Source organism: Devosia crocina, assembly GCF_900116545.1.
Taxonomy (GTDB): domain Bacteria; phylum Pseudomonadota; class Alphaproteobacteria; order Rhizobiales; family Devosiaceae; genus Devosia; species Devosia crocina.
Genome location: NZ_FPCK01000002.1, coordinates 667,177 through 693,567, shown reverse-complemented (window position 1 = coordinate 693,567; position 26,391 = coordinate 667,177). Strand labels below are relative to the sequence as shown.

The following is a 26,391-nucleotide window of genomic DNA, read 5'->3' as shown; positions in this document are numbered from 1 at the left end:
GTGTTCGACCGGCCGGGTACCCCCACCTAGCCTCCCCCTCCAGAAGGGGGAGGGACGGATCGAGTTTGCCGCTGTATCGGTGAGCCACCGTGGATCTATCCCCCCTCTCGTGGGGGAGGCCAGGTGGGGGTGGTCGTGACAGCCCGACTTCCGCCCGTTATCGCCGAGTGGTTTTCTTCGCGCGGCTGGAGCCCGCGCAAGCACCAGCTCGATGTGCTTGCCTCCTATCAGGAGGGCGCGAGTCAGTTGCTGATTGCTCCAACGGGCGCGGGCAAGACCATGGCCGGATTTCTGCCCAGTTTGACCGAACTGGCCGATGGCGCGTTCGACGGGCTCCACACCATCTATATCTCGCCCCTCAAGGCGCTGGCGGTCGACGTTCACCGGAACCTCTCGAACCCGATCGAGGACATGAAGCTGCCGATCCGCGTGGAGGCGCGCACCGGCGATACTTCGGCCGCGAAAAGAGCGCGGCAGCGCCTCAAGCCGCCCCATATTCTGCTGACCACACCCGAGCAGCTGGCGCTGCTGATCTCGCATCCGAAAGCCGAGCTGATGTTCGGCACCCTGCGCCGCGTCGTGCTCGATGAATTGCATGCCCTTGTCACCAACAAGCGCGGGGATCTGCTTTCGCTCGGGCTCGCGCGGCTCGCCCGGCTGGCGCCGGAAATGCGGGTCACCGCGCTTTCCGCAACCGTTGCCCGGCCCGACCTGCTGCGCGACTGGATCGCCGAGCCCAATCGCGACCGGCGGACGGACCTCATTCGCATGGTGGGCGGCGCGGCACCGGAGCTCAATATTCTCGAAACCGAGGAGCGGCTGCCCTGGGCCGGGCATTCGGCGGTCTATGCGCATCGCGAACTCTACGACACCATCAAGCGGCACAAGACGACGCTGCTATTCGTCAACACCCGATCCCAGGCCGAAATGCTGTTTCAGGGGCTCTGGGACATCAACGAGGACATGCTGGCAATCGCGCTGCATCACGGTTCGCTCTCGGTCGAGCAGCGGCGCAAGGTGGAAGCGGCCATGGCCGATGGGCGGCTGAAAGCAGTGGTCTGTACCTCGACGCTCGATCTCGGGATCGACTGGGGCGATGTGGATCTGGTCGTCCAGATCGGGGCGCCCAAGGGCTCCTCGCGCATGCTCCAGCGCATCGGCCGCGCCAATCACCGGCTCGACGACCCTTCGCGGGCGCTGCTGGTCCCCTCCAATCGGTTCGAAGTGCTCGAATGCGAGGCGGCGGTGGAGGCGGTGTCGGAGGGGCATCAGGATAGCGAGGATCCCCATCCCGGCGCCTATGATGTGCTCGCCCAGCATGTGCTCGGGATGGCCTGTGCCGAGCCGTTTTTCGCCGACGATCTCTATGCCGAAATCATCCGTGCCTGGCCGTACCGCGATCTGCCGCGGCAAAAGTTCGATAAGGTGCTCGATTTCGTGGCGACCGGGGGATATGCGCTGCGCGCCTATGAGCGCTATGCGCGGCTGCGCCAGAACGAGGACGGCCGCTGGCGCCTGTCCCATCCTTCGGTTGCCCAGCAATACCGGCTCAATATCGGCACCATCATCGAGGAGCCGATGGTTCGGGTGCGCCTCGTGCGCTCAAGGGAGCAGAAGCGTGGCCGCACCACCGGGCCAATCGGGGCAGGTGGCCGGGTGCTCGGAGAGATGGAGGAGCATTTCTTCGGTACGCTGACAGTCGGGGACACGTTTGTGTTCGGGGGCGAGATCGTTGCGTTCGAGGGGATCAAGGACAACGAAGCCTTTGTGTCCCGCGCTTTTTCCAAGGATCCGAAAGTGCCCTCCTATGCCGGGGGCAAGTTTCCGCTCTCGACCTATCTGGCCGAGCGCGTGCGCCGGATCATGGATACGCCTGAGGATTGGAGCAAGCTTCCCGACCAGGTCAGCGACTGGCTGCGGCTGCAGCGCGACATGTCGGTGCTGCCCCGGCGCGATAGTCTGCTTGTCGAAACCTTTCCGCGCGGCACCAACCATTTCATGGTCTGCTATCCCTTCGAGGGGCGCCTGGCGCACCAGACCCTGGGCATGCTCCTGACCCGGCGGCTCGAGCGGATGCGGGCCCGCCCACTCGGCTTCGTCGCTAGCGAATATGCGCTCGGCATCTGGGGTCTGGGGGATCTCTCGGCACTGATCCGCACCGACCGGCTCTCGCTTGACGAGCTGTTCGACGAGGACATGCTGGGGGACGATCTTGAATCCTGGCTCGATGAATCGGCGCTGATGAAGCGCACCTTCCGTAACTGCGCCATCATTTCCGGGCTGATCGAGCGGCGGCACCCGGGCCGGGAAAAGACCGGCCGGCAGATCACCATGAGTTCGGACATCATCTATGACGTGCTCTATCAGCACGAGCCCGACCACATTTTGATCGAGGCGACGCGGCGCGATGCCGCGCGGGGGCTTCTTGATATCGAGCGGCTGGGATACATGCTGGCGCGTGTCAAATCGCACATCGTCCACAAGCCCTTGCCACGGATTTCACCGCTGGCGGTGCCGGTGATGCTCGATATCGGCAAGGAACCGATTTTCGGAGAAGCGCGCGAATCAGCTATGGCAGACGCAGCAGAGGAACTCTTGCGCGAATCCGTGGGCGAAGTTGAACGCACTCCAATCTAGAGCCGACCAGACCGAGACCGCAGTGCTCCGCTTTGCCGGCCACAATTTCGAGCCTTTGCCCTCGGGCGCGCTTTTCTGGCACGCCCGGCAAACCCTGCTCGTCGCCGATCTCCATTTTGAAAAGATGGCGAGCTTTGCCCGGCGCGGGCAGATGCTGCCGCCCTACGATACCGGATTGACGCTGTCCCGGCTTGAAGCCGATCTGCGCCGCACCGGGGCGCGGCACCTGATCTCGCTGGGCGACACCTTCCATCGGGCCGATGCCAGCAAGCTCCTCTCCAATGCAGACCGGATGCGGCTCGATGCGATCACCGAAAGCGTCAGCTGCACCTGGCTTTCCGGCAATCACGATCCGGCGCCGCACGCCATAGGCGGAGAGTGCTGCGTCGAACTCGAAATCGACGGGCTGACGCTGTCCCACGAGCCGGTCAAGGGACGAATAGGACTGGTCGCGGGTCACCTCCACCCGGCCGCGCGGATCGCCATGGCGGGGCGCACTGCGCGCAGCGCCTGTTTCGTTCACGATAACCGGATGATGATCCTGCCTGCCTATGGCAGTTCGACCGGGGCGCTCAATATCCTCTCGCCCGCCTTTGTCGGTCTTCTCAACTGGCCCAGCGTGGAAGTCACCATGCTCGGGCGCGACCGGACCTATCCAGTTTCGGTCAAGCGCCTCGTGCGCGGCTAGCGCCGGAAGAGCACGCCGCCGAGCCAGCCGGTGAAGAGGGCGAGCGCGACGCAAGCAATGCCGTAAAGCAGGGGCGACTGCGTGGCCGTTTGGGCGAGGAAGCGCTCGAAGTCGATCTTGCGCACCGAAAAGCCTTCCGAGCGGCGCGCAATGATCTCGCCATTCCTGAACACATAGGTCTGGGCGATATAGGAGCCGGGCGGGGCATTGGCGGGCAGCGTGAGCTGGGCCGAATAGAACGTATCCGACATGAACTGCACGCCCTGTTCCTGGACGCCGAAGAGGTCCTGCTCGGACATCAGGCGGATCAGCTCGCGCCCGAACACCAGTGTCTTCATGAAGCCCGCCGGATTGGGAAACATCATGGCGTGGGACTCCGGCAGGATGAAGCTCTGATTGAGCAGGTTGATATCGGCGATTTCGAGAAGGCGCCGGCTCGAGAGCACATGGAAGTAGCTCGGGAACCTGCGGAACTCGACCTGATGGGTGTTGAGCCAGATGCCGAACTGGTGCGTCATTTGCCGCGCAACGCGATCCTGGGCGGGCCCAACGACCACCACCACGACATCATAGGGACCCTGGACCTGCTCGGGACCGGCCCCCGCATCGGGTGCTATGGTGCCATAAAAGGTCAGCGTTTCCCCGGTAAAGCTCGAGGTGATCTGCACGGTCGTGTTGGACACATTGGAGATCAGCCGTTCGGCCTGGGCCGGCAGGATGGTGGCAAGCAGCAGCACCATGAGCGCAGCAAGCCGGATCATCGGACGGCACTCGCAACAGCCATGGAATAAACATCGCCCGGCGTCATCACCAGCGAGAGCCCAAAGCGGATGGCGACGGCCAGGATCAGCAGTGCAAGGAGCCCGCGCAACTGTTCGCCCCGCAGGTGCTGGCCTGCCGCCGCACCGAACTGGGCACCGGCCGTGCCGCCAACCATGAGGCAGAAGGCGAGAAGAATATCGACGCTCTGGCTCTGGACGGCGTGCATGATGGTCGTGGCCGCCATCATCGCCACCACTTGCGCAAGCGAGGTGCCGATCACCACATTGCCTGGTACACGCAGGAGATAGACAAGGGCCGGCACCATGATGAAACCGCCGCCAATGCCGAGCAGCGAGCCGACGAAACCTATAAAGAGGCCGATCAGCAGAACCGGTAGGACGCTGATATAGAGCCGGCTTTTCTTGAAGCGCACGCGCCAGGGCAAGCCATGAATCCAGCTGTGCTGATTGGCCTGGCGCCGCACGACGCCGCCCTTGCGCTGCCGGATGATGGCGCGCACCGATTCTTGCAGCATCAGCACTCCGATGAACCCGAGAAGCACCAGAAAGCCCAAGGCGATCACGAGATCGAGCTGGCCGCTGGCGCGCAACATGGAAAAGGCCGCAACACCGCCGAAGGCGCCGAGCACACTCGAAAGCACCAGATACATGGCCAGGTGCAGATCGATGCCGCCGCGCCGGTAATGACTGAGGGCGCCCGAGGTCGAGGCGGCAACCACCTGACCGGTGACCGAGGCGACGGCAACCGAGGTGGGCACACCCGAAAAAATGAGGAGCGGGGTCAGCAGGAACCCGCCGCCCACGCCGAACAGCCCCGACAGGAAACCGACTGCCCCTCCGATCCCGACAAGGAAGAAGAGGTTCACCGAAAGCTCAGCGATGGGCAGATAGATCTGCACGATCGTCTGTCCTGTGGAGTGATTGGCCTAGGCGCGCGATGTTAAGAGCTAGACCGTCAATAAGTGGTCAAGGTTCCAGAAAATTTGGATGAATTTGTATCGAGAGCAAAGTTTGCGCCGCACGGATAGCCCTCACCCTGAGGGCTACTGATCAGTTCGCCGCCGGCATCGCCATCAGTTCCCAGACATTGCCTTCGCTGTCTTCGAAATAGGCGGAATAACCCCATTCGGTCTCGGTGCCGGCGGTGATCACGGCGCCGCCAGCGATCAGCACTTTCTCAAGAATGGCGTCGACTTCGGCCGGTGTTTCGGCGCGGTGGCTAAGGACGAATCCGGGCGTTCCCTCAAGCGACTCTGGCTTGCCGGCGGTCTGGGCGATCTGTTCGCGCGGAAAGAGCACAAAGGAAAAGTCGTCCTCGAAAAAGAAGGCGACGTGGTCTTCGCCTGCCCCGATCTGCTCGTCCGCGATGTCGAAGAGGGCACGGTAGAACACGAAAGCGCGCTCGAGATCGTCGACGCCGATGGTGATGATGGAAATCTTGGGCTTCATGGGATGGTCCAGTCTCGGATTGGCAGGTCAGGCCTTATCGGCGCCCGTGGTCATGAACAGGGCTTCGAACTGGCCATCTTCGATGCGCGCGGCGGCGATCACAGCCTGGGTGCGGCTGTCGACGTCGAGCTTTTGCAGAATGGCCGAGACATGGGCCTTGACCGTGGCCTCAGAGATGGAAAGTTCATAGGCGATCTGCTTGTTCATCAGCCCATCGCTGAGCATCATGAGCACGCGAACCTGTTGTGGCGTCAGGGTTGCAAGCCGCTTCATTAACGCCGATTGCTCGTCTTCGCTGCCCAGGGTGGTGCCGCGCGGCACGAAAACTTCGCCCACGAGCACCGTTTCGATGGCGCGGCGGATTTCGGTCGGTCCTTCGGATTTATGAAGGTAGCCCGAAGCGCCGAGTTCGAAAGCACGGCGGACAACCGTCGCATCCTCGACCGCCGAAATGATCATCACCGGGATGTCGGGATATTGGGCACGCAGCAGCAAGAGGCCCGAAAAGCCGCGCACGCCGGGCATGTTGAGATCAAGCAGAACCAGGTCGCAATCGCGATCGGTTTCAAGCGCCTGGTTCAATCCATTGAGATCGCTCGCTTCCTCGACGCTGACCGTCGCATCGCCTCCGGCCAGGGTCTGGCGCAAGGCCGCCCGGAAAAGAGGATGGTCATCGACGATGATTATGCGGCGGCGAGTCATGAAGGGCAGTGTCTCCGAAAGGCGTGGCGGAACAGAAACCATCATTTCCTGCCCGGTGCATTTGCATATTGCAGCAATCCTTAACGGGTTCTTTACCATGTTTTCCCAAAAGTGACCTTTAGACCTTCGTGCTGAATCGAGTTGGCACGCATGCGAACTGACAGGGACTGACCATGGCCCGCGCCTATTCTCAATCGGACTACGCAGAAGCACGCGATCCCGGGGCAGGGGACTGGCAAGCTTTGCGCGGAGAACTGGTTGCCCTTCTCGACCAGGTCGAGAGCCGCTTCGGCAGCACAGAGACCACCCGCGGCCCCGGCAGCGGCGTTGCGTCCCGTGTCCGTCACCTGCGTGATCAGGTCAGCGCGCCCGACACGTCCAATCGCCGTCGCGAGGCGCTGCGCACCGTCAAGCGCGCCGTCGACCGGTTCAGCCAGCCCGAGGAGCAGGAGCGGGACGAAGACGATCTCGCCTCCGCCATTGCCCAGATCCGCAGCCGGCAGGGGCCTGCGACCATTTCCGTGCTCGACCGGCGCGCGACCGACGCACCTGAATTCCGCGAACTCTCGCATCTGGTATCCGGCATCGGGGATCGCCTCGGCCGGCTCGAAGGACAGCTGCGCGGCGCGCGTTCGGGGGCCGACGAGGTCAACGAGATTGCAGGGCAGGTGGAACAGCTGACCCAGGTGGTCGAACTGCTGGCCGGTGCGGTGGGCGAAACAGGGCAGGTCAAGCGCCTCGAGTCCCAGATCGCAGCCTTGGGCGCAATGATCGAAAAGGGTCCCAAGGTCGATCTCGGCGCAGTCAATGCGCGGCTCGACGATGTGTCCAACACCGTTGCCAAGCTGGCCGAGTTGCAGGCCCAGCAGATGGAGCGTGAAATCCTGCGCGAGGATCGGGCGGAAGCCCGGCTCGAGGCCGAATCGGGCGAGGCTATCCAGCCCACCATTGAGGCCATCGAAACCAATGTGCGCAGCGTCTATGACCGCATGGACGCCATCGAGCGCAATATGAGCCTTTCGGCGGGCGAGTTCGACCGGCTTTCGAGCCAGCTCGCCGCGATCACGGCGGCCATTCGCGATACTGCGGACAAACCCGAAGTGCTCGTTGCCCGCATCGACGCGCTGGCCGAACATCTGCGCTCAGTGGAGGGCGGGGACGCGCATGTCGCTGCGCTCAAGGGCGATATCGCTTCGCTTCAGCAGTCCGTGCTCGAAACCATGGAACCGCGTTTCCAGCGCCTCGAAACCCAGATCGAGGAACTGAGCAACAAAGTTCAGCCGGTCGATACCAGCGCCGTCGAAGGCCAGCTCAAGCGGCTGATGGAGCGCATGGACGAGGCCGGATCCCAGCTCGACGGCCTTGCCCGGCTTTATCACGATGCCGGCGGCAAGCCCGATTTCGAAACGCTCGCGACCCTTGTCGCCGAACGGACGAGCGATGCAGTCAGCCGCAAGGCGGCCGCACCTGTCGCCATGTTCGGCCCGGACAGTCTCAAGACCATCGAGGATCGCATTTCGAGCCTCGTGCGCTCGGTGAGCAAGGGGCCGGATGCGGAAACGCTGGCCAATCTCGTGGCCGAAAAGACGTCTGCAGCGGTGGCCAAGTCCGGCACGCCGGCTCCCGCCTTTCATCCCGAAGGGTTCGAAGCGCTCGAAAAGCGCATGGTTGCCGTGTTCAACACCGCCGGCAAGGATACGGCCGAGCGGCTCGCCCGGCTGGAAAGCGCCCTTGCCGCGCGCACCCAGACCCCGGCTGCTCAGTCCGAAGCCCCGGTCGCAGCGCCGGCGCCGGTCAAGTCCCGTATTGTCGAGACTGCGGAACCCGAACCCACGGCGCGGCTCGACAAGATTCTCGACAGCCTCAACGGCACGCGCCGCAACGATGCCATGCCTGCCAATCCCGGCGAGGACGCTCCGCTGATCGATCGCGGTTTTGGCGATGCTCCGAAACCCTCGGCTGCCCCGGCCCCCGCACGCACCGAGCAGGTCGCGCCCAAGCCTGTTGCCGAGGACCGGCCAGCTTTCGATCCGCACAAGGTCGACCGCCCGCCCCGGCCGCAATCAAGCTTTGCTTCGCCTGAAAAAGAGAGCTTCGCAGTTCCCCAACGCGCCGAGCAGGCGCCCGAAGTCGAAGCGCCTGCGCCAAATACCAGCACTTTCGTGGCCGCCGCCCGGCGCGCCCAGCGCGCGCGCCAAGAACAGGAGGCGGTGGACCCCGCAGCCGGTTCGCTGATCGGCCGCGCCCTTTCCCGCGTGCGCCCGCAGGCTCAGGGCGATGTCGCTTCCGCTGAAACCGCGCCCGGTGAAGCAAAGGCAAAGCCTGAGCGCAAGCGAGGTAAAGCTGCAGTTCAAGCGCCGCTGCCACCCGAAGAGATCGAGGCGGCAGGTGAGGGCAATCCAGGCTTTCTGACGCGCTATCGCCGTCCGCTGCTTCTGGGTGCCGCGCTTGTGGTGGTTTCCATGCTGACGCTAAACCTGGTTTTGCAGCGGCTATCAAGCGAACGCCCTGTGCCGCCCGAAGCCCAGACCACGGCGCCCGCTCCGGCTCCGACCGATATTCCGGTCAGCCCCGTGCCGGCCGATCAGGTCTCCGAACTCGTCGCGCCGCGCGTGATCGACATGGTGGACTATGTCGCTGCCGGCTCGATCAATCCGGGCGCGCCGATGAATTTTGCCCGCAGCAATGACCAGGCGATACCGCCGGCGCTCTTTGCCGCCGCGGAAGTCGCCAATGTGGGGGATGGCGCCGGGCTCGACGAGGCAGCCCCTCTAACCGAGAATGCAGCAGTCGAAACGTTCGAGCTGCCGCCCGAGGCGCTTGGTCCGCTGGCTCTGCGCCAGGCGGCGGCCGATGGCGATGCGCGGGCCCAGTTCGAGGTTGCCGCCATCTTCACCGAGGGCCAGAGCGTTCCGGCCAATGTCGAGGAAGCGGCCAAGTGGTATGAACGGTCAGCCGCGCAGGGCTTCGTGCCAGCGCAATACCGGCTGGGCAATATCTATGAAACGGGCACGGGCGTCGAAAAGGATCTCGACGTCGCCCGGCTCTGGTATCAGCGTGCAGCCGAAGCGGGCAATCGCATGGCCATGCACAACCTTGCAGCCCTTTATGCGAGCGGCGCATTGGGAGAACAGCAGTTCGAGCCAGCCGCCGAATGGTTCGCCCAGGCTGCCGATCACGGCATGACCGACAGCCAGTTCAATCTGGGCATGCTCTATGCGCGCGGGCTCGGCATCGCCCAGGATTTCGAACAGTCCTACAAGTGGTTTTCGCTGGCAGCGCGCAGTGGAGACACGGACGCGGCCAAGGCGCGGGACGACATCGCCAAGTCGCTTTCGGCAGAGGCGGTCAATCGCCTTGCCGCAGAAGTCGGTACCTGGACGAGCGAGCCGATCCAGCTCGAAGCCAATTTTGCCCCTATCGGCACATGGATGGAAAATTTCGATCCCGGCGAGCCGATCGCCAACAAGGAAGTCATCACGCGCGTGCAGCAGGTGTTGACCCGCCTCGGCTTTGACATCGGCACCCCCGATGGCGTTGCCGGGCCAAAGACCGCCGAAGCGGTCAAGAGCTTCGAGCGCGACACGGGCATGAGCGAAAGCGGCAAGATCAATCCGCGCCTGCTGGCCGTACTGGGGAGCCAGCCGGTTTGATTTTAGGAGGGTTGGCTGGAAGAAAGCCCCCTCACCCTAACCTCTCGCCGAAGGGGCGAGGGGATCGCATCGAGTGTGCCCCACGACTTGTTCCCGCCCACCAGCCCTCCCCTCGCCCGTTCGGGGAGAGGGGCCCGCCACATCGCTGGGCAGGAACCGTTCTAAAACCCGCCGCCCGTTTTGAAGCCGGAATGTTTTCGTGTGCCGGAATTGCCGGTACGAGGGCGGGAAAAACCCCCGCCGCCCGAATTGCCGCCGCCGCCGGACCAGCCGCCGCCGAAGCCGCCGCCACGAGATCCGGACTTCCGACCGCTCGATCCACCACCGCCGAAGCTGTTGTCGGGCCACTGGAAGCCGCCGCCATTGCCCCAGGGCGATGACTGATCCCTGCGTGGAGAGCCGGCGCCCCATTCATTTCCAGGGGCCCAGTTCTGGCTCTTGCGCCACTGGTCCCAATAGCTGGCAGCAGAAATGCCGCCGCGCAGAAAATCGTTGAGCAGATCGCCCACGAGGCGATCCTCGCGGAAACTCGAACGCGGATCGTCGAACCGCTGCTTCTTGAACTCCCACTGAATGTCTTCGAGCTCGCGCCGCCGCGCGGCGAGGGTCTTGGCGCGTTCGCGCAGGTCGCGGCTTTCCGCTTCTTCCTCGCGCAAACGAGTTCGGGCTTCATCGATCTGGGCGATGATCGTGTCGTCCTTGCTTGTCCTTGTCAGACGCGCTTCGGCCAGCAGGGTCTTGATATCCTCCTGCCCCAAGGCCGCGGCCAGCGCTGTCGCGGCCGAGGCCAGAGCCGGGTCGCGCCCGTCGGTCAGTTCCTGGAGCGCATCGGCGGCAGCGTCACGGCTGTCTTCTGCCTGCAGGATTGCAGCATCGATGCCGGCAACGTCTGCTTCGGCTTTCTCCCTAGCCTCGCGCAAGGGGGTGGCGCCGGCAGCGTCGGCCGCTTTTTCGGCCAGGGCAATCAGTTCGGCTTCCGCCGCCTGGGCATTGGTTTCCTGCCGTTCGGCATGCTCGCGCAGCCTTTGAGGCAGATCGTTGAGCATGGCGTAATTGGGCCGCGCGTTGTGAAAGCCAACGAGATTGGCGACGAGCCCATCGAGATAGCGCACGAGATTGTTGGCTTTATAGCTGCTCGTACCGTAACCGCTCTCCCAAAGGTACATGAAGAGGGGATCGTCGCGATAGGGCTTGCCCTTTTCGTCCCGGTCGGTTTCGGCCATCCGCGTCTTGTCGAGCGACTGGCTGGCGATCGCGGCGAGATCGTCGGCGGCCTGACGCTTTTCCCGATAGCCGGCATCCTGCTCGAGATTCTGCTCAACCCGGGCAAGAAGCGCATCGAGCGCCGCCTGCCGCTCGGCAAGGCTCGCGACGGCGGCACCGCGGCGCGTCACAAGATCGGCACGCGCAGCCTCGAGTGCCTCGATGCTCGCCTGTGCCTTTTCGACAGCCTTGGCATGGGCCTTGAGCATTTCGCGCGCCTTGACCTCCGCGCTTGAAATCCGCCCATCGAGCTGCGCCTGAATAGCAGGATCGAGGCGCACCTGCGCCAGTTGGCGGAAGAGCTCGGCTTCGCTCTCCTTGAGCTTGGCGATCAGTTCGGCCGTTCGCGCGAGACGGCGGGACAGATCGTCCTCTTCGCGCCGGATATCGCGCATCGCCTCTTCGAGGCTGGCCAGCGCCTGGGGTCCACCTATGCTCATGTCGTTACCACCGCGTCACAGCGCCGCCCAGAACCGGCATGATATATTCAACTTCCAGAAAACCATCGGATTTGCGGCCGACTTCATTGGCCTGGATAATGCCATCGTCGCGCTTGTCGGCGGCAACGGCGGCATAGACCGCCTCGGGCACCCGCTGGCCCCAGATGGACACAGTCTCGACCTCGCCGCTTTCCTCGTTGCGGATCGGAAGCTCGAGAACATTGCCGTCCGGATCCACCGCTTCTACCACGAGATAGTAATTGGTGGCGTCCGTGTTCACTTCCGGAAAAGTCCAGAAACCGGATTGCTGATCCGACCGGTTGACGACGCGGACGACATATTCCTGGCGGAGCTGGTCGCGCAGGCCCGTGAGGCGCATGAGGATATCTTCGGCACCGGCACGATTGCCTTCGGCAGCATAGGCTTTGCCGCGGGTCACGAGCGCGTCGGCCTGTACGACGGCCTGCTGCACCTTGGTTTCTTCGAAAATCGTCTCGTAGAGCGCATCCATCTGCGCCGGAAGGCCTTCGGTCAGCTCGACCCGCGCATTGTGGGCCTGCCCCTCCTGAAAAGGCTGCACCACGCCGAAATAGCCTATTGCCAAGGCCAGAGCGGCCGCCAGCGCGATCAGCACGGGCTTGCCCCAGCGCCGGCGGGAGACATAGAGCCGGGCCAGCGTCGTGCCGAAACCCGGCGCAGGCGGATCATAGGCAAAACGGCTTTCCGCCAGCGCCTCGACCCCCTGGCGCAGGATATGGTCGGGTACTTCGATACCCTGCTGGCGGTAGATTTCGCGCAGGCGCTCGATCAGCTGCGCCTCGCGCGCCGCGCCGTCCAGTTCCCGTGCCACCAGATCCTGCCGGTGGCGCAGGGTATCCACCACATCCATGGCGAGCATGACTTCGTCGAGGGGGGCAGCCGGTCTGGCTGTCACGTCACTCATCCTCAGGTCTTCCACCCGGCGCCGGGCCCCTCATGCATGTTCCGGGACAGCCGGCAGGGCCGTCCCGATGGTCGATATTGGTCAATGCGATCAGTTCTTGGTGTCGAGCAGCAGGGCATTGCCCTCGGCTGCAAGGGTTGCGAGGCGGCGCTTGCCATCTTCCACCGCATCGCGGATCTCGGCGGAGTTCTTGGTTGAGGCAAAACGCATCTCGTTGATGATGGTGCGGCTGCGCTCCTGAAAGTTGACCACGGAATCCACGAGCTTCTTGACGGCGTCGGCCCTCACGGTCGGTCCATAACCGGCCCGCACGGCCTGCTCCTGCACCTTGTCCCCGATCTCGGAGAGCGTTTCGAGGCTCTTGGACATGCCTTCCTTCATGGCGTTGAGCGTTTCGGTCGATTCATGCAGCCCGAACATGCCGGTAAACGAGGCCGAAAGCGCCGTCAGCACCGTCTCATTGGTTGAGAAGAACGAGATCGACTGCTGGTAGACGCGCTCCTTGGCATTGGTGGTCTGCATCAGCCGCGCCATCACCACTTCCGAGGTGTTGTAGGAAATCGTCAGGTTGTCCGACAGGTCCTTGGCGATCTGGTAGCGCTTCTCCTCGTTCTGCATCTCGCGCAGCCGCTCGTCGCGGGCCATTTCGAGGCGTGCGCGGTCGGCCGGAACCGTGCCTGCATAAGCGGCCAGTTCGTCGGCGGCGCGCTGAAGGACGTTCTTTTTTTCCGCCAGATGCCGTTCCGCGGTTTCGAGCACTTCAAGCGCCATCACTTCGGATTGCTTGAGGGCGCCGCGGAAGTCGCGATAGGCCTCGAGAATGGTCTGCTCGCGGTCGATCTGGTCCTTGGTATCGCGGGTGACCTCGAGATAGGTGTCGCGGATTTTGTTGAAACGGGTGGCGATGTCGCCGCGCGACACCTTCATCCACGCATTGGACACGCGCTCCATGAAGTCGAGTTTGTTGTCTTCCAGCTGGTCGACCAGCATCTTGGCATCGTCGCGGATGGAATCAAAACCCTTGGTGATGTCCTCGTAGCGCTCGGCGATCTTCATCGCGGCGACCTGTTCGCGCACCACTTCGTTGAAGGCGCTGGCCTGGCTCAGGGTCCGGCCGATCAGGATGACGCGGGTTTCGTCGAGTTCGGTGATCTGGCTCAAGAGCCCGGTGATCGGCTGCTCGCCCTGGTTTTCCGGCCAGATGCCGAGATCCCGGATCGCGTTTACCGCCTTGTCCAGATATTGCAGCGGCCGCTCTGTCACGGCGGGGGCTGCGGCCTGCGGCGTGGCGGTGGTCACTTGGTCGGTCATCCATTGCTCCCTTGGGATCATGCGGCACGAATTTGCCGGCGGGTGCCATTCACCCCTAGATTGCCCGAGCGATCCCGGCTGACAATTGCATCGTCCCGTCCGGGCAACTATTTAGTCCATATTGGTGCGAAAAAGCCGCACGTAAAGTGCGCCATCCGGCGGCGTGAACGAAACAGGATCAGCACGGGACGCTCGGGTCAAAAGACACGTGGGTTCACGGGGGCTCGGTGGAGACAGCAGAATGGAATTCGGTGGACGCTACAGAATGGGCGCATCGCGCATGCGCGTCTGGCAGGTCCTCAACGATCCGGACATGCTCAAGGCCGCCATTCCCGGCTGCAATCTGATCGCCTGGTCCGGCCCCGATACGCTCGATCTCGAGATCAAGGTCAATCTGGGGCTGATGCATCCTACCTTTCAGGGCGAGCTGGCGCTGTCCAACATCGTGCCGGCGGAAAGCTACACCCTTTCGGGGCGGGGCAAGGGCGGCATGCTGGGTCTTGCCGAGGGCAGCGCCGATGTCGTCCTGTTCGGAACAGGCGAAGAGACCATCCTGACCTTTACCGCACATGGCGGCGCTTCGGGCCAGATCATGAAGCTCGGGAAAGCGCTGGTCGGCAATTCGGCACAGCGCATCATCGACGGGTTCTTTACCCGCATGGGCAAGGCCGCCGGCATCGAAGTGACGCCGATCGAGGGGTGAATTCGCCTATTCACCAAACATTTACCATGCCGCAAAGCGCCGCCTCGGGGCCACAATCCCGCCCTGGGTGACCCTGTAGAGACTGCTGCTTCAGACCCTACAATTTAAGTCGAATTGCACATGTCCAGTCAGTCCCGCGATAGCCTTGCCCTATATATGCTTGCCGCCGCTGCCGTTCTCGTTGTCCTTTATGCCGACATGGATCTGGCGGAGCTCTTTACGGCCATGCTGGCGCGCTGGTAGGAAGCGTCCGGGCGTTCGCCAATCCACCTCAGATTTTGACCATCCGGAAAAATCTTGCGCGGTCCCTCTTGCGAAGGCCGTGATTGCACTATTTTATCGCTCTTCAGCGCATGCGGATCGTCGAGGGGTCTCCCGGTCCGCAGCGAGACAGGGAGCTACAACAATGAAATTTTCGATCCTGACCAAGGCAGTGGCTGGCGGCATCGCTCTGAGCGCGGTGATGGCTGGCACCGCCTTCGCCGATCCCGCCCTGATCTATGATCTTGGTGGCAAATTCGACAAGTCGTTCAACGAAGCGGCGTACAACGGCGGCCAGGCCTGGAAGGCGGAAACCGGCGGAAATTTCGTCGATCTTGAACTGCAGAACGATGCCCAGCGTGAGCAGGCCCTGCGCCGCTTCGCCGGCCAGGGTGCAAATCCGGTCGTCATGGCAGGCTTTTCCTGGACCGCGGCCCTGACCGCCGTAGCACCGGAATTCCCCGACACCAATTTCGTCGTGCTCGACACCGTGGTCGATGCGCCCAACGTTCAGTCGATCCTGTTCGACGAGCACACCGGCTCCTACCTCGTGGGCGTGCTGGCTGCCATGAAGTCGGAAACCGGCAGCGTCGCCTTTATCGGTGGCATGGACGTTCCACTGATCCACAAGTTCTATTGCGGCTATGCCCAGGGCGCCCGCGCGGTCAATCCCGACATCAACCTGATCGAAAACTACACCGGCACGACGCCGGCCGCCTGGAACGATCCGGTCACGGCAGGCGAATTGACCAAGGCGGCCATCGACTCTGGCGCGGACGTGATCTTTGCCGCTGCCGGCGGTTCGGGAATCGGCGTGCTGCAGGCGGCCAAGGATGCCGGCAAGTTCTCGATCGGCGTCGATAGCAACCAGAACTACATGCAGCCTGGTTCGGTGCTGACCTCCATGGTCAAGCGCGTCGACCTGGCCGTGCAGAACGCCCTGACCGAGGCAGCCGACGATGCGACGTTCAAGCCCGGCCTGACCATTCTTGGGCTTGCCGAAGATGGCGTTGGCTATTCCGTGGACGAGTTCAACGAGGAACTGATCACCGACGAGATGACGGCAGCGGCCGAGGACTACAAGGCCAAGATCATCGCTGGCGAGATCGCCGTGCATGACTACACCACCGACTCGTCCTGCCCGCTCTAAAAGCGAGATCCGATGAGCCAGGATGGCCCCATGAACACGCAACGGTCGGACACGACCGTTGCAGCCGCCCCGGCCGCCGGCTGGGCGATCGAACTTGAAAAGATCAACAAGCGGTTCGGCGCAGTTCACGCCAACAAGGACATCGACCTCCGGGTCCAGCGCGGCACTATCCACGGCATCGTGGGGGAAAACGGCGCGGGCAAGTCAACGCTCATGTCCATTCTCTACGGCTTCTATACCGCCGATAGCGGCACGATCCGCGTCAACGGGCAGGTGCAGGAGATCGCCGACAGCCGCCACGCACTGGCGCTGGGGATCGGCATGGTGCACCAGCACTTCATGCTGGTCGACAATTTTTCTGTCCTCGAAAACGTCGTGCTCGGCGCCGAGGATTCGGGTTTTCTCAAGCCCAGCCTGACGCGCGCCCGCAAGGAGCTGAACCGGCTCGAGCAGGAATATGATCTGGAAGTCGATCCCGATGCCATCATCGAGGATGTTTCCGTTGGTCAGCAGCAGCGCGTCGAAATCCTCAAGGCGCTCTATCGCGGCGCCGAAACGCTTATTCTCGACGAGCCCACGGGGGTTCTGACCCCCAAAGAGGCGGACGACCTCTTTCGCGTCCTCGAAACCCTGCGCGACCAGGGCAAGACGGTGATCCTGATCACCCACAAGCTGCGCGAAATCATGGCGATCACCGACAATGTCTCGGTCATGCGTCAGGGCCAGATGGTGGCAACGGTCAAGACGGCCGAAACCAGTCCCGAACAGCTGGCCGAACTGATGGTTGGCCGGCGGGTGCTGCTGCGCGTTGACAAGAGCGCGGCCAATCCCGGCAAGACCCTACTTGAGGTGCAGAACCTAGTAGTCGCCGACGACATGGGCATTACCCGCGTCAAGGATGTCAGCTTTGCCATTCGTGCTGGCGAGATCGTCGGCATCGCCGGCGTTTCCGGCAATGGCCAGACCGAGCTGCTTGAATCGATCACCGGCATGCGCGACCAGAAGTCAGGCACCGTCGTGCTCAACGGCAAGCCGCTGGCGCTCGAAGGCGACGATGGCGCAGCCCGCGCCCGTAAGGCCGGTCTTGCCCACGTGCCCGAAGACCGTCAGCGCATGGGTCTCGTGACGACCTTTGCCGAATGGGAAAACGCAATCCTCGGCTATCACGACAAACCCGCCTATGGCTCGGGACCGTTTCTTGATATCGCCGCCGCCAAAAAGGCCGCGGCCGATCACGTCAAGCTGTTCGATGTGCGGCCGGCCAATATCAATCTCAAGAGTTCGCTGTTTTCCGGCGGTAACCAGCAAAAGATCGTTCTTGCACGCGAAATGGAACAGGACCCCGATGTGCTCGTGATCGGTCAGCCAACGCGCGGCGTTGATATCGGAGCCATCGAGTTCATCCACAACGAAATCATCAAGATGCGCGACGAGGGCAAGGCCATCCTGCTCGTTTCAGTCGAACTCGACGAGATCCGCTCGCTGGCCGACCGCATCCTCGTCATGTTCGATGGCGTCATCGTCGGCGAGGCCGATCCGGCCACCGCCACCGAGGGCGAACTGGGCCTGATGATGGCCGGCATTAATAAGGAGACTGCCCCGCGCGGTCTCGGCATAGCCGAACAGGGACCCCTCCCATGAGCGCCCGCAGACCGCTTCCGCGCTGGGCCGACATTGCCCTTTTGCCCGCCATCAACCTCCTGATGGCCTTTCTCGTTTCGGGTCTCGTCGTGCTCTTTGTCGGCGAAAACCCGCTCCATGCCATCCAGGTCATCATCTATGGTGCCTTCGGCTATGGCGATGGCTTTGGCTACACCCTTTACTACGCGACCAATTTCATCTTCACCGGCCTTGCCGTGGCGGTCGCCGCCCATGCCGGGCTCTTCAACATCGGTGGGGACGGGCAGGCCTATGTCGCCGGGCTCGGGGCCATCGTCGTGGCGCTGGCGCTCGACCAGACCCATTGGCTCATCGCCATGCCCGCCGCCATCATCGCCGCAGGGGCCATGGGTGGCTTCTGGGCCTTCGTGCCCGGCTGGCTGCAGGCCAAGCGCGGCAGCCATGTCGTCATCACCACCATCATGTTCAACTTCATTGCCGCGGCTTTGATGGTTTATATGGTCAACCGCGTGCTCAAGCCCGCAACGACCATGGCTCCTGAATCGGCAACCATCGCAGTCGACGGGCGCGTGCCGCAGCTGCGCCAGTTCCTGAGCTTTTTCGGTTATTCGCCGGTCAATCTGTCCATCGTCGTGGCCATCGCGGCGCTGATCGGGGTCTATATCCTGATCTGGCACACCAAGTTCGGCTATGCCATGCGCGTGCTCGGCGCCAATCCGACGGCCTCGCGCTATGCCGGCATATCCAACTCCAGGATGATCATGATCACCATGACCATTTCTGGCGCGCTGGCCGGCATGGTGGCGATCAACGAAGTCATGGGCGTGCAGAACCGTCTCGTGCTCGACTATGTGGCGGGCGCGGGCTTTGTGGGCATTGCCGTGGCGCTGATGGGCCGCAACCATCCGATCGGCATCGCCTTGGCGGCTCTGTTGTTCGGAGCGCTCTATCAGGGTGGGCAGGAGCTGCAATTCGTCATTCCCGGCATCACCCGCGAAATGATCGTCGTCATCCAGGCTCTCGTGATCCTCTTCACCGGCGCCATGGAAGGGCTTTTCCGGCCTTCGCTCGAACGCGCCTTCATGTTGATGGGGCCCGAGCAGAAAACCGAAGCTATCGCGGTCTCTACCGCCAAGCCGGAGAGCTGAGATGGACCTGTTTGCGATCCTCTCCATTCTCGATGCCACGATCCGCCTGTCGACCCCGCTTCTGCTCGCCTGTCTGGCTGGGCTTTATTCGGAACGGGCCGGCATTTTCGATATCGGGCTCGAAGGCAAGATGCTGGCGGCAGCTTTCGCAGCGGGCGCCGTGGCTGCAGTCACCGGTTCGGCCTGGCTCGGGCTGATGGCCGGCATGGGCGTGTCGCTTGCAACAACCCTGCTGCAGGGTGCCGCATCGATCACGCTCAAGGGCAATCAGCTGATCGCCGGCGTCGCCATCAACATGCTGGCGGCAGGCATGACCACCTTTCTGGGGCAGACCTGGTTTTCCCAAGGCGGACGCACTCCGCCGCTGGGGCCTGGGGGGCGCTTCGAACCCATCACCTTGCCTTTTGCCAACGAGCTTGCGGGTGTGCCGATCATCGGCCCCATCTATGCCGAGCTGATTTCGGGCCACTATATCCTCGTTTATATCGGCTTCATCATGGTGGCCGTCACCGCCTTCGTGCTTTACCGCACCCGGTTCGGGCTGCGGCTGCGCGCCGTGGGCGAAAACCCCAAGGCGGTGGATACGGCCGGCATTTCCGTGGTTCTGCAGCGCTATCAGGCAATCATCATCACGGGCCTGCTTTGCGGCCTTGCCGGAGCGTATTTCTCGATCGCGCAGGGCTCGGGTTTCGGCAACAACATGACCGCAGGCAAGGGCTATATCGCGCTCGCCGCGCTGATCTTTGCCAAGTGGAAGCCGGTGCCGGCCATGTTCACCTGCCTGCTTTTCGGCTTCCTCGATGCCTTGCAGATCCGTCTCCAGGGCGCCCAGCTTGGTGGCGTGGAAATCCCGGTTCAGGCCATCCAGGCGCTGCCTTATGTGCTGACCGTCGTGCTGCTCGCCGGCTTCATCGGCAAAGCCGTAGGGCCAAAGGCCGGCGGCGTGCCCTATACCAAGGAGCGGTAGCTCCGTACCCTCGCCCCTCAGGGGAGAGGGTAGCACCGCCGGGAGCGCAGCGACCTGGTAAAGCTGGGGTAAGGGGTGAAAGCGATGCGGCTCGATCCTGATCTGAACCCCTCATCCGGCCCTTCGGGCCACCTTCTCCCCTCAGGGGAGAAGGGAGGGAGGAGAACGATGAATATGACCACAGTCGACAAAACCCTCTTCGCCGCCGCGGAGGCCGTTCGCGCCCGGGCTTATGCGCCTTACTCCAATTTTCAGGTCGGGGCCGCCATCCTTGCCGATGATGGCAAGATCTATTCCGGCTGCAATGTCGAAAACGCCGCTTATCCGGTGGGCAATTGTGCCGAGCCGAGTGCAATCGCGGCGATGATTGCCGGCGGCGGCACCCGCATCAAGCGCATCTATGTCACCGGCCCCGGCACAATGCCCGTCACCCCCTGCGGCGGCTGCCGCCAGCGCATCCGCGAATTTGCCGACCTCGATGTGGAGGTGGTATCTCATGGGGTGGATGGCGAACCGCTGATCCAGACGCTGGGACAACTTTTGCCCCATAGTTTCGGGCCGGAGTTTCTGGGAAAGTGAATTTGCCCCTCACCCTGACCCTCTCCCCAAAGGGGCGAGGGGACGCAGGGACCAAAGGAGCTGCGTCGGTGTCAGCACCGGCCGTGAAGCCATCGTCCCCTTGCCCCTTTGGGGAGAGGGCTAGGGTGAGGGGGCTGCACTCTTTTACCGCATCAAATTGTCCGAGCTGAGAAGACCAAAAACATGACCAAAGCCGCCAAAACCATCCGCAAGATCGCCGGTGATGAACCCATCGCTGCAGCGCTGGTGCTCGGCTCAGGCCTTTCGGCCGTCGGCGACCTGCTCAAGGACAAGGTCACTATCCCCTACGGCGAGCTCAAGGATTTCCCGGGAACGGGCGTGTCCGGTCATGGTCGCGATCTTCTCGTCGGATCCATGGGGGGCAAGCGCATTGCCATCCTGACCGGGCGCGAACATTATTATGAACACGGCAATGCCGCCGCCATGCGCCCCGCGCTCGAGACCATGGCCGAACTCGGGGCCGAAACGCTGCTGCTCACCAATTCGGCCGGTTCGCTCGATGAGCGTTTTGCGCCCGGCGATCTCATGCTGATTTCCGATCACATCAACTATGCCGGCATGAACCCGCTGATCGGGGAGCCCACCGACCGCCGCTTTGTGAACATGGTCGATTGCTATAATGGCGAACTGCGCGCCAAGGCCAAGGCTGCCGCCGAAAAGCTCGGCATCAGCGTGGGCGAGGGGATCTATCTCTGGTATTCTGGCCCAAGCTTTGAAACGGTGGCCGAAATCCAGATGGCCATTCGGCTTGGCGCCAATGCCGTTGGGATGTCGACCGCTCCGGAAGTTATCCTGGGACGGTTTCTTGGCATGAAAGTGTGGGCCTGCTCGTCCATCACCAATATGGGCGCGGGCCTGTCGAACGAAAACATCAGCCATGAGCATACCAAGACCATGGCGGTGCAGGGGGCAGGGAAGCTCCAAAAGCTGATCCCGGCCCTGGTGGAGGAGCTATGAGTCTCAAGGTCGTCGACACCACAAGGCCCCAGGAGCCCGCGCATAAGCGCAATCCTGGCTATCCGCTCGACCTCGATTGGGTGGAACGGGTGCGCATGAACCGCTCGGCGCTCGAACGCCGCGCGGGATCGATTGGCGCGCGGCGAACGGTCAAGAAGGATTATCAGCTCGCCTGGCTTCTCAAGGCGATTACTTTTGTCGACCTGACGACGCTCAACGCCGACGACACGCCGGGGCGCGTCGAGCGCCTTTGCGCCAAGGCGCGCAATCCCTTGCGCGCCGACATCGTGGAAAAGCTCGGCGTCGGCAATTTGCGCATCCTGCCCGGCGCCGTCTGCGTCTACCACACCTTCGTCAGGACCGCCGTCGATGCGCTCGACGGTACGGGCATCCCCGTTGCTGCCGTCTCGACCGCCTTTCCCCATGGCCTGGCGCCTGTCGAAACCAAGATCGCCGAGATCGAGGCTTCGGTGAAAGACGGCGCGAAGGAAATCGACATCGTCATCGAGCGCGGCATGGTCCTGCGCGGCGATTGGCAGGCGCTCTACGATCAGGTCCGCGCCTTCCGCAAGGCCTGTGGCGATGCGCATATCAAGACCATTCTCGGAACCGGCGAACTCGCCACCCAGACCAACATCGCCAAGGCTTCGCTCGTCTGCATGCTGGCGGGCGCCGACTTCATCAAGACCTCGACCGGCAAGGAAAAGGTCAACGCCAATCTCGTCACCTCGCTGACCATGATCCGCATGATCCGCTGGTTTGCCGAAGAAACCGGCATCGAGATCGGTTACAAGCCGGCTGGCGGTATCGCGACGGCTGGCGATGCGCTGAAATATATGGCGCTGATGAAGGAAGAGCTGGGCAATGAGTGGCTGCAACCACACCTCTTCCGCTTCGGTGCGTCGAGCCTGCTGACCGATATCGAGCGTCAGTTGGAGCATGGCCTGACTGGCCACTACGCAGCCGACTATCGCCAGCCAATGGTGTGATTGAGCAAGGGGTTGGGCCCCCTCATCCGGCGCTACGCGCCACCTTCTCCCCGAGAGGGAGAAGAATAGGGCTCCACTCCAGAGGCAGGCACGGAGCCATTCCTCTCCCTCTCGGGGAGAGGGTGCCCGAAGGGCGGGTGAGGGGGATCTCGCCTTAAATGCGGACTTTTTCGGCACTCTGAAGGAGGCCACCAATGAACAAAATCGCACAGATCTTCGAGAACCTCGAATACGGCCCCGCCCCAGAAACGCCGGACAAGGCCGATGCCTGGCTGGAGAGCAAGGCCCGCCGCTTCGGCCACTTCATCGATGGGGCCTGGACCGAACCGGGCAAGACCTTTGCCTCGACCAATCCGGCAAGCGGCGAACTGCTTGCCGAAATCACCGATGGCACCGCGTCCGATGTGGATGCAGCCGTGAGTGCTGGCCGCGCCGCCTTCCCGGCCTGGAGCGCGCTGCCCGGCTACAAGCGCGGCAGATATCTCTATGCCATCGCCCGCATGATCCAGAAGCATGCGCGGCTTTTCGCCGTGCTCGATACCATGGACAATGGCAAGCCGATCCGTGAAAGCCGCGATGCCGACATTCCGCTCGTCGCGCGCCACTTTTACCATCATGCCGGCTGGGCGACGCATCTGACGCGGGAATTTCCCGAGCACGTGCCCTATGGCGTCTGCGGCCAGATCATCCCGTGGAATTTTCCGCTGCTGATGCTGGCCTGGAAGATCGCTCCCGCGCTTGCCGCAGGGAACACGGTGGTCTTAAAACCCGCAGAATTTACCTCGCTTACCGCTCTGCTTTTTGCCGAGATTTGCGAGCGTGTCGGCCTGCCCAAGGGCGTCGTCAATATCGTCACTGGCGAGGGCGATACCGGCGCAGCGCTGGTCAACCATCCGGATGTCGACAAGATCGCCTTCACCGGCTCGACCGAAGTGGGAAAGATCATCCGTGCGGCAACGGCGGGGTCCGGCAAGGGCCTCTCGCTCGAACTGGGCGGCAAGTCGCCCTATATCGTCTTCGAGGATGCCGATCTCGACAGCGCCGTCGAGGGCCTCGTCGAAGCAATCTGGTTCAATCAGGGCCAGGTCTGCTGCGCCGGTTCGCGGCTCCTTGTGCAGGAGAGCATCGAAGAGCGCTTCATCGCCAAGGTCAAGGCGCGCATGGCCAAGCTTCGCGTCGGCGATCCGCTCGATAAATCCATCGACATCGGCGCGCTCGTGGCCCCGGTGCAGGTCGAGCGCATTCGCGACCTCATGAAGCGCGGGGTTGCAGAAGGCGCCGTGGTCTATGAGCCCGATGGCGCGGTCCCGGCCAATGGCTGTTTCCTCAAGCCGGCCCTCGTGACCAACGTCTCGCCCGCCAATACCCTCGTCGCCGAAGAAATCTTCGGACCGGTGCTGGTTGCCATGAGTTTCCGCACGCCCGAAGAAGCGGTCGCCCTGGCCAACAACACCCGCTATGGCCTTGCAGCAACGCTCTGGAGCGAGAACATCAATCTCGCCCTCGACATCGCGCCGAAACTCAAGGCCGGCGTCATCTGGATCAACGGCACCAATCAGTTCGATGCGGCTGTAGGCTTCGGCGGCTACAAGGAAAGCGGCTATGGCCGGGAAGGCGGTCGCGAAGGCATGAGCGCCTATCTCAAGCCGAGCTGGGAGAAGGATTTAAAGCCTGCTCCCGCCGCCGTGGCCGTGACGACGAAACCTGCCAATCCCTTCGACGCCCCCCATCTCGACCAGACGGCCAAAATGTATATTGGCGGCAAGCAGGCTCGCCCCGATAGCGGCTACAACCGCCCCGTGTCCGGGCCCTCCGGCGCGCTTGTGGGCGAAGTGGGCGATGGCAATCGCAAAGACATCCGCAATGCGGTGGAATCTGCCCGCGCGGCCCTCGGCTGGGGCACGACGGCCGCACACACCCGCGCGCAGATCCTTTATTACCTTGCTGAAAATCTCGACTATCGCCGCAGCGAATTCGCCGCGCGGATCAAAAGCCAGACCGGGACGGATGGCGAAGAAGAGGTGGACCTGGCGGTCGAACGGCTCTTCGCCTTTGCCGGCTGGGCCGACAAATATGATGGCGCCGTGCACAATCCGCCAACCCGCGCCATTGCGGCCGCCATGGTCGAACCGCTCGGCGTGCTGGGCATTGTCGCGCCATCCACAAGACCACTTCTCGGCTCGATCGCCCTGATCGCCCCGGCGCTTGCCATGGGCAATACCGTGGTGCTTGTCCCCTCGGAGCGCGCCCCGCTGTCGATGACCGATTTCTACCAGGTGCTTGAAACCTCGGACGTTCCTTCCGGCGTCGTCAACATCGTCACCGGCGACAGCACAGCTCTGGCCAAGACCCTGGCCGAGCATGATGGCGTCGATGGCCTCTGGTTTGCCGGTTCTGCGGAAGCCTCCGCCATGGTCGAAAAGGCGTCGGTGGGGAATTTGAAACAGACCTGGACCAGCCGGGGGCTCGACTATGACCTCGCCGATCCGCGCTTTGCAGGCGATTATTTCCTTGGCAAGGCAACGCAGGTGAAGAACGTGTGGATTCCTTACGGGGCGTAACCCCCTCATCCGGCGCTACGCGCCACCTTCTCCCCAAGAGGGAGAAGAACTGGATCCACTCTCGCCAAGTCCCCTGAGCCGTTCCTCTCCCTCTCGGGGAGAGGGTGCCCGAAGGGCGGGTGAGGGGGCGAGAACAACCGAGAAGCTGATGGTCTTCCTCCCCCAAGAAACGATCCTCAAAAAACGCGATGGCGCGGCGCTGTCGAAGGACGAAATTGCCCGTTTCGTCGCCGGCTTTGCCCAAGGCACGGTGTCAGAAGCCCAGGCGGCTGCCTTTGCTATGGCGGTATATTTTCAAGATATGAGCATGGACGAGCGGGTAGCGCTGACCCTTGCCATGCGCGACAGCGGCTCGGTGCTCAATTGGTCCGATCTCGATGGCCCGGTTGCCGACAAGCACTCGACCGGGGGGGTAGGGGACAATGTGAGCCTGATGCTCGCCCCGATCCTTGCCGCCATGGGCATCTATGTGCCGATGATTTCCGGGCGCGGCCTGGGGCACACCGGCGGCACGCTCGACAAGTTCGATTCCATCCCCGGCTATCAGACCCAGCCTGATAACGCGCTGTTTCGCTGGGCCGTAAAGGAAGCAGGCTGCGCCATCATCGGCCAGACGGGCGATCTCGCTCCGGCCGACAAGACGCTTTATGCCATTCGCGACGTGACGGGAACGGTCGACTCAATCCCCCTCATCACCGCCTCGATCCTTTCCAAAAAGCTGGCCGCGGGGCTTGGGGCGCTGATGCTCGACGTCAAGACGGGCTCTGGCGCCTTCATGCCGACGCTCGAACAGTCCCGTGCGCTGGCCGAGAGCCTGGTGGCCGTCGCCAACGAGGCTGGCCTCAAGACAGGGGCGCTGATCACGGACATGGACGAGCCCCTGGCGAGCGCTGCGGGCAATGGTCTTGAAATGCGCAATGCGGTGGATTTTCTTACCGGCAAGCACCAGGATTGGCGCGTCCGCGAGGTTACGCTCGCCCTTTGCGCGGAACTGGCCGTGATGACGGACAAGGCCCCGACCCAGGATGCCGGGCGGCTTCTGGCGCAATCGGCGCTTGAAAGCGGAAGGGCAACCGAGCGCTTTTCCATCATGGTCCACGCGCTCGGCGGCCCTGCAGATTTCGTCGAAGCCATCGATGGCTATCTGGCCCCGGCGCCTGTCGTCCGCGATGTCATGGCGCCGGCCGAAGGACTGATTTCGATGATCGATACACGCCAGGTCGGCATGGCCGTCGTTGCTCTCGGAGGCGGGCGAACCCGCCCGGGCGACCCCATCGATCATCGCGTCGGATTTGACCGTCTGTTGCCGCTCGGCGTGCGCGTAACGCCCGACATGCCCATTGCCCGCGTGCATGCGGCCGACCAGGATGCTGCCGAAGAGGCGGAGCGCCGTCTTCTCGCCGCCTATCGCATCGGCTCCGCGGGCCCCGACAATCCATTGATCGCCGAACGCGTTTTATGAGATGAAGCCGCGCCGTCATCACCCGACTTGTCCGGGTGATTTAGAAAATGGCGCCGCGCAAACGACAAGTTGGATTGCCCGGACGAGCCGGGCAATGACGGCGCC

The 26,391-nt window shown here is 63.0% G+C and carries 21 protein-coding genes; 14 read left to right on the top strand and 7 right to left on the bottom strand.

The features are described 5' to 3' along the window. Positions 1-129 precede the first annotated feature (129 nt). Positions 130-2,637 (top strand): ligase-associated DNA damage response DEXH box helicase, encoded by a 2,508-nt coding sequence (locus tag BM364_RS12985; protein ID WP_425284893.1) that lies wholly within the window; start codon positions 130-132, stop codon positions 2,635-2,637. A 22-nt stretch (positions 2,638-2,659) separates the two neighbouring features. Next, positions 2,660-3,325, top strand: a complete 666-nt coding sequence (pdeM, locus tag BM364_RS12980) for a ligase-associated DNA damage response endonuclease PdeM (protein WP_175528598.1) — start codon at positions 2,660-2,662, stop codon at positions 3,323-3,325. Here the strand turns inward: pdeM and BM364_RS12975 are convergent. The 4 genes from BM364_RS12975 to BM364_RS12960 all read right to left on the bottom strand — a co-directional run bounded on the left by BM364_RS12975 (position 3,322) and on the right by BM364_RS12960 (position 6,258). Further along, positions 3,322-4,086, bottom strand: a complete 765-nt coding sequence (locus tag BM364_RS12975) for a TIGR02186 family protein (protein ID WP_092425221.1) — start codon at positions 4,084-4,086, stop codon at positions 3,322-3,324. The genes pdeM and BM364_RS12975 overlap by 4 nt on opposite strands. After that, positions 4,083-5,006, bottom strand: a complete 924-nt coding sequence (locus BM364_RS12970; protein ID WP_092425219.1) for a sulfite exporter TauE/SafE family protein — start codon at positions 5,004-5,006, stop codon at positions 4,083-4,085. The genes BM364_RS12975 and BM364_RS12970 overlap by 4 nt, the downstream gene beginning before the upstream one ends. A 151-nt stretch (positions 5,007-5,157) precedes the next feature. Further along, positions 5,158-5,556 (bottom strand): VOC family protein, encoded by a 399-nt coding sequence (locus BM364_RS12965; protein WP_092425217.1) that lies wholly within the window; start codon positions 5,554-5,556, stop codon positions 5,158-5,160. A gap of 27 nt (positions 5,557-5,583) precedes the next feature. Further along, a complete protein-coding gene (locus BM364_RS12960; protein WP_092425366.1) occupies positions 5,584-6,258 on the bottom strand; it encodes a response regulator in 675 nt (224 codons plus the stop codon). A 173-nt stretch (positions 6,259-6,431) separates the two neighbouring features. On the opposite strand from BM364_RS12960, the gene BM364_RS12955 reads away from it, so the two are divergent. Beyond that, positions 6,432-9,911 (top strand): SEL1-like repeat protein, encoded by a 3,480-nt coding sequence (locus tag BM364_RS12955; protein ID WP_092425215.1) that lies wholly within the window; start codon positions 6,432-6,434, stop codon positions 9,909-9,911. Between the two features lie 161 nt (positions 9,912-10,072). Here BM364_RS12955 and BM364_RS12950 read toward each other — a convergent pair whose 3' ends face one another. The 3 genes from BM364_RS12950 to BM364_RS12940 all read right to left on the bottom strand — a co-directional run bounded on the left by BM364_RS12950 (position 10,073) and on the right by BM364_RS12940 (position 13,868). Then, complete coding sequence (locus BM364_RS12950) at positions 10,073-11,614, bottom strand: hypothetical protein (protein WP_092425214.1); 1,542 nt, start codon at positions 11,612-11,614, stop codon at positions 10,073-10,075. Between the two features lie 4 nt (positions 11,615-11,618). Continuing rightward, entirely contained in the window at positions 11,619-12,548 is a 930-nt protein-coding gene (locus tag BM364_RS12945; protein WP_244542863.1) for a DUF6384 family protein, read from the bottom strand. Positions 12,549-12,647: 99 nt separating this feature from the next. Continuing rightward, a complete protein-coding gene (locus tag BM364_RS12940) occupies positions 12,648-13,868 on the bottom strand; it encodes a cell surface protein (protein ID WP_092425211.1) in 1,221 nt (406 codons plus the stop codon). 241 nt (positions 13,869-14,109) lie between these two features. Here BM364_RS12940 and BM364_RS12935 point away from each other — a divergent pair, with 241 nt between their 5' ends. From BM364_RS12935 to deoA, 11 genes are all read left to right on the top strand, one after another. Next, positions 14,110-14,571: an SRPBCC family protein gene (locus BM364_RS12935; RefSeq protein ID WP_092425209.1), complete on the top strand. Its 462-nt coding sequence runs from the start codon at positions 14,110-14,112 to the stop codon at positions 14,569-14,571. Between the two features lie 120 nt (positions 14,572-14,691). After that, the gene (locus BM364_RS18790) at positions 14,692-14,814 is read left to right on the top strand and encodes a hypothetical protein (protein WP_280140651.1); all 123 of its coding nucleotides are present in this window, start codon (positions 14,692-14,694) and stop codon (positions 14,812-14,814) included. A 163-nt stretch (positions 14,815-14,977) separates the two neighbouring features. Beyond that, positions 14,978-15,982 carry a BMP family lipoprotein gene (locus tag BM364_RS12930; RefSeq protein WP_092425207.1) on the top strand — a complete coding sequence of 335 codons (1,005 nt, stop codon included), beginning with the start codon at positions 14,978-14,980 and terminating at the stop codon, positions 15,980-15,982. A 30-nt stretch (positions 15,983-16,012) separates the two neighbouring features. Continuing rightward, positions 16,013-17,623 carry an ABC transporter ATP-binding protein gene (locus BM364_RS12925; protein ID WP_092425364.1) on the top strand — a complete coding sequence of 537 codons (1,611 nt, stop codon included), beginning with the start codon at positions 16,013-16,015 and terminating at the stop codon, positions 17,621-17,623. Next, the gene (locus BM364_RS12920) at positions 17,620-18,750 is read left to right on the top strand and encodes an ABC transporter permease (RefSeq protein ID WP_092425205.1); all 1,131 of its coding nucleotides are present in this window, start codon (positions 17,620-17,622) and stop codon (positions 18,748-18,750) included. Before BM364_RS12925 ends, BM364_RS12920 begins: the two co-directional genes overlap by 4 nt. Position 18,751: 1 nt before the next feature. Continuing rightward, positions 18,752-19,717, top strand: a complete 966-nt coding sequence (locus tag BM364_RS12915) for an ABC transporter permease (RefSeq protein WP_092425203.1) — start codon at positions 18,752-18,754, stop codon at positions 19,715-19,717. A gap of 174 nt (positions 19,718-19,891) precedes the next feature. Next, positions 19,892-20,296, top strand: coding sequence for a cytidine deaminase (locus BM364_RS12910; RefSeq protein WP_092425363.1), 405 nt, complete (start codon positions 19,892-19,894; stop codon positions 20,294-20,296). Positions 20,297-20,479: 183 nt separating this feature from the next. Further along, positions 20,480-21,274, top strand: coding sequence for a purine-nucleoside phosphorylase (locus BM364_RS12905; RefSeq protein WP_092425201.1), 795 nt, complete (start codon positions 20,480-20,482; stop codon positions 21,272-21,274). Then, positions 21,271-22,263, top strand: a complete 993-nt coding sequence (gene deoC, locus BM364_RS12900; protein ID WP_092425199.1) for a deoxyribose-phosphate aldolase — start codon at positions 21,271-21,273, stop codon at positions 22,261-22,263. The genes BM364_RS12905 and deoC overlap by 4 nt, the downstream gene beginning before the upstream one ends. A gap of 194 nt (positions 22,264-22,457) precedes the next feature. Next, positions 22,458-24,824: an aldehyde dehydrogenase family protein gene (locus BM364_RS12895; protein ID WP_092425198.1), complete on the top strand. Its 2,367-nt coding sequence runs from the start codon at positions 22,458-22,460 to the stop codon at positions 24,822-24,824. 148 nt (positions 24,825-24,972) lie between these two features. Further along, positions 24,973-26,286, top strand: coding sequence for a thymidine phosphorylase (deoA, locus tag BM364_RS12890; protein ID WP_092425196.1), 1,314 nt, complete (start codon positions 24,973-24,975; stop codon positions 26,284-26,286). Positions 26,287-26,391 lie beyond the last annotated feature (105 nt).

What these genes read in the sequence shown, in the direction of transcription:
- BM364_RS12975 (WP_092425221.1), bottom strand. Translation starts at nt 4,086, where the DNA reads ATGATCCGGCTTGCTGCGCTCATGGTGCTGCTGCTTGCCACCATCCTG.
- BM364_RS12965 (WP_092425217.1), bottom strand. Translation starts at nt 5,556, where the DNA reads ATGAAGCCCAAGATTTCCATCATCACCATCGGCGTCGACGATCTCGAG.
- BM364_RS12960 (WP_092425366.1), bottom strand. Translation starts at nt 6,258, where the DNA reads ATGACTCGCCGCCGCATAATCATCGTCGATGACCATCCTCTTTTCCGG.
- BM364_RS12955 (WP_092425215.1), top strand. Translation starts at nt 6,432, where the DNA reads ATGGCCCGCGCCTATTCTCAATCGGACTACGCAGAAGCACGCGATCCC.
- BM364_RS12950 (WP_092425214.1), bottom strand. Translation starts at nt 11,614, where the DNA reads ATGAGCATAGGTGGACCCCAGGCGCTGGCCAGCCTCGAAGAGGCGATG.
- BM364_RS12940 (WP_092425211.1), bottom strand. Translation starts at nt 13,868, where the DNA reads ATGACCGACCAAGTGACCACCGCCACGCCGCAGGCCGCAGCCCCCGCC.
- BM364_RS12935 (WP_092425209.1), top strand. Translation starts at nt 14,110, where the DNA reads ATGGAATTCGGTGGACGCTACAGAATGGGCGCATCGCGCATGCGCGTC.
- BM364_RS18790 (WP_280140651.1), top strand. Translation starts at nt 14,692, where the DNA reads ATGTCCAGTCAGTCCCGCGATAGCCTTGCCCTATATATGCTTGCCGCC.
- BM364_RS12930 (WP_092425207.1), top strand. Translation starts at nt 14,978, where the DNA reads ATGAAATTTTCGATCCTGACCAAGGCAGTGGCTGGCGGCATCGCTCTG.
- BM364_RS12925 (WP_092425364.1), top strand. Translation starts at nt 16,013, where the DNA reads ATGAACACGCAACGGTCGGACACGACCGTTGCAGCCGCCCCGGCCGCC.
- BM364_RS12920 (WP_092425205.1), top strand. Translation starts at nt 17,620, where the DNA reads ATGAGCGCCCGCAGACCGCTTCCGCGCTGGGCCGACATTGCCCTTTTG.
- BM364_RS12915 (WP_092425203.1), top strand. Translation starts at nt 18,752, where the DNA reads ATGGACCTGTTTGCGATCCTCTCCATTCTCGATGCCACGATCCGCCTG.
- BM364_RS12910 (WP_092425363.1), top strand. Translation starts at nt 19,892, where the DNA reads ATGACCACAGTCGACAAAACCCTCTTCGCCGCCGCGGAGGCCGTTCGC.
- BM364_RS12905 (WP_092425201.1), top strand. Translation starts at nt 20,480, where the DNA reads ATGACCAAAGCCGCCAAAACCATCCGCAAGATCGCCGGTGATGAACCC.
- deoC (WP_092425199.1), top strand. Translation starts at nt 21,271, where the DNA reads ATGAGTCTCAAGGTCGTCGACACCACAAGGCCCCAGGAGCCCGCGCAT.
- BM364_RS12895 (WP_092425198.1), top strand. Translation starts at nt 22,458, where the DNA reads ATGAACAAAATCGCACAGATCTTCGAGAACCTCGAATACGGCCCCGCC.
- deoA (WP_092425196.1), top strand. Translation starts at nt 24,973, where the DNA reads ATGGTCTTCCTCCCCCAAGAAACGATCCTCAAAAAACGCGATGGCGCG.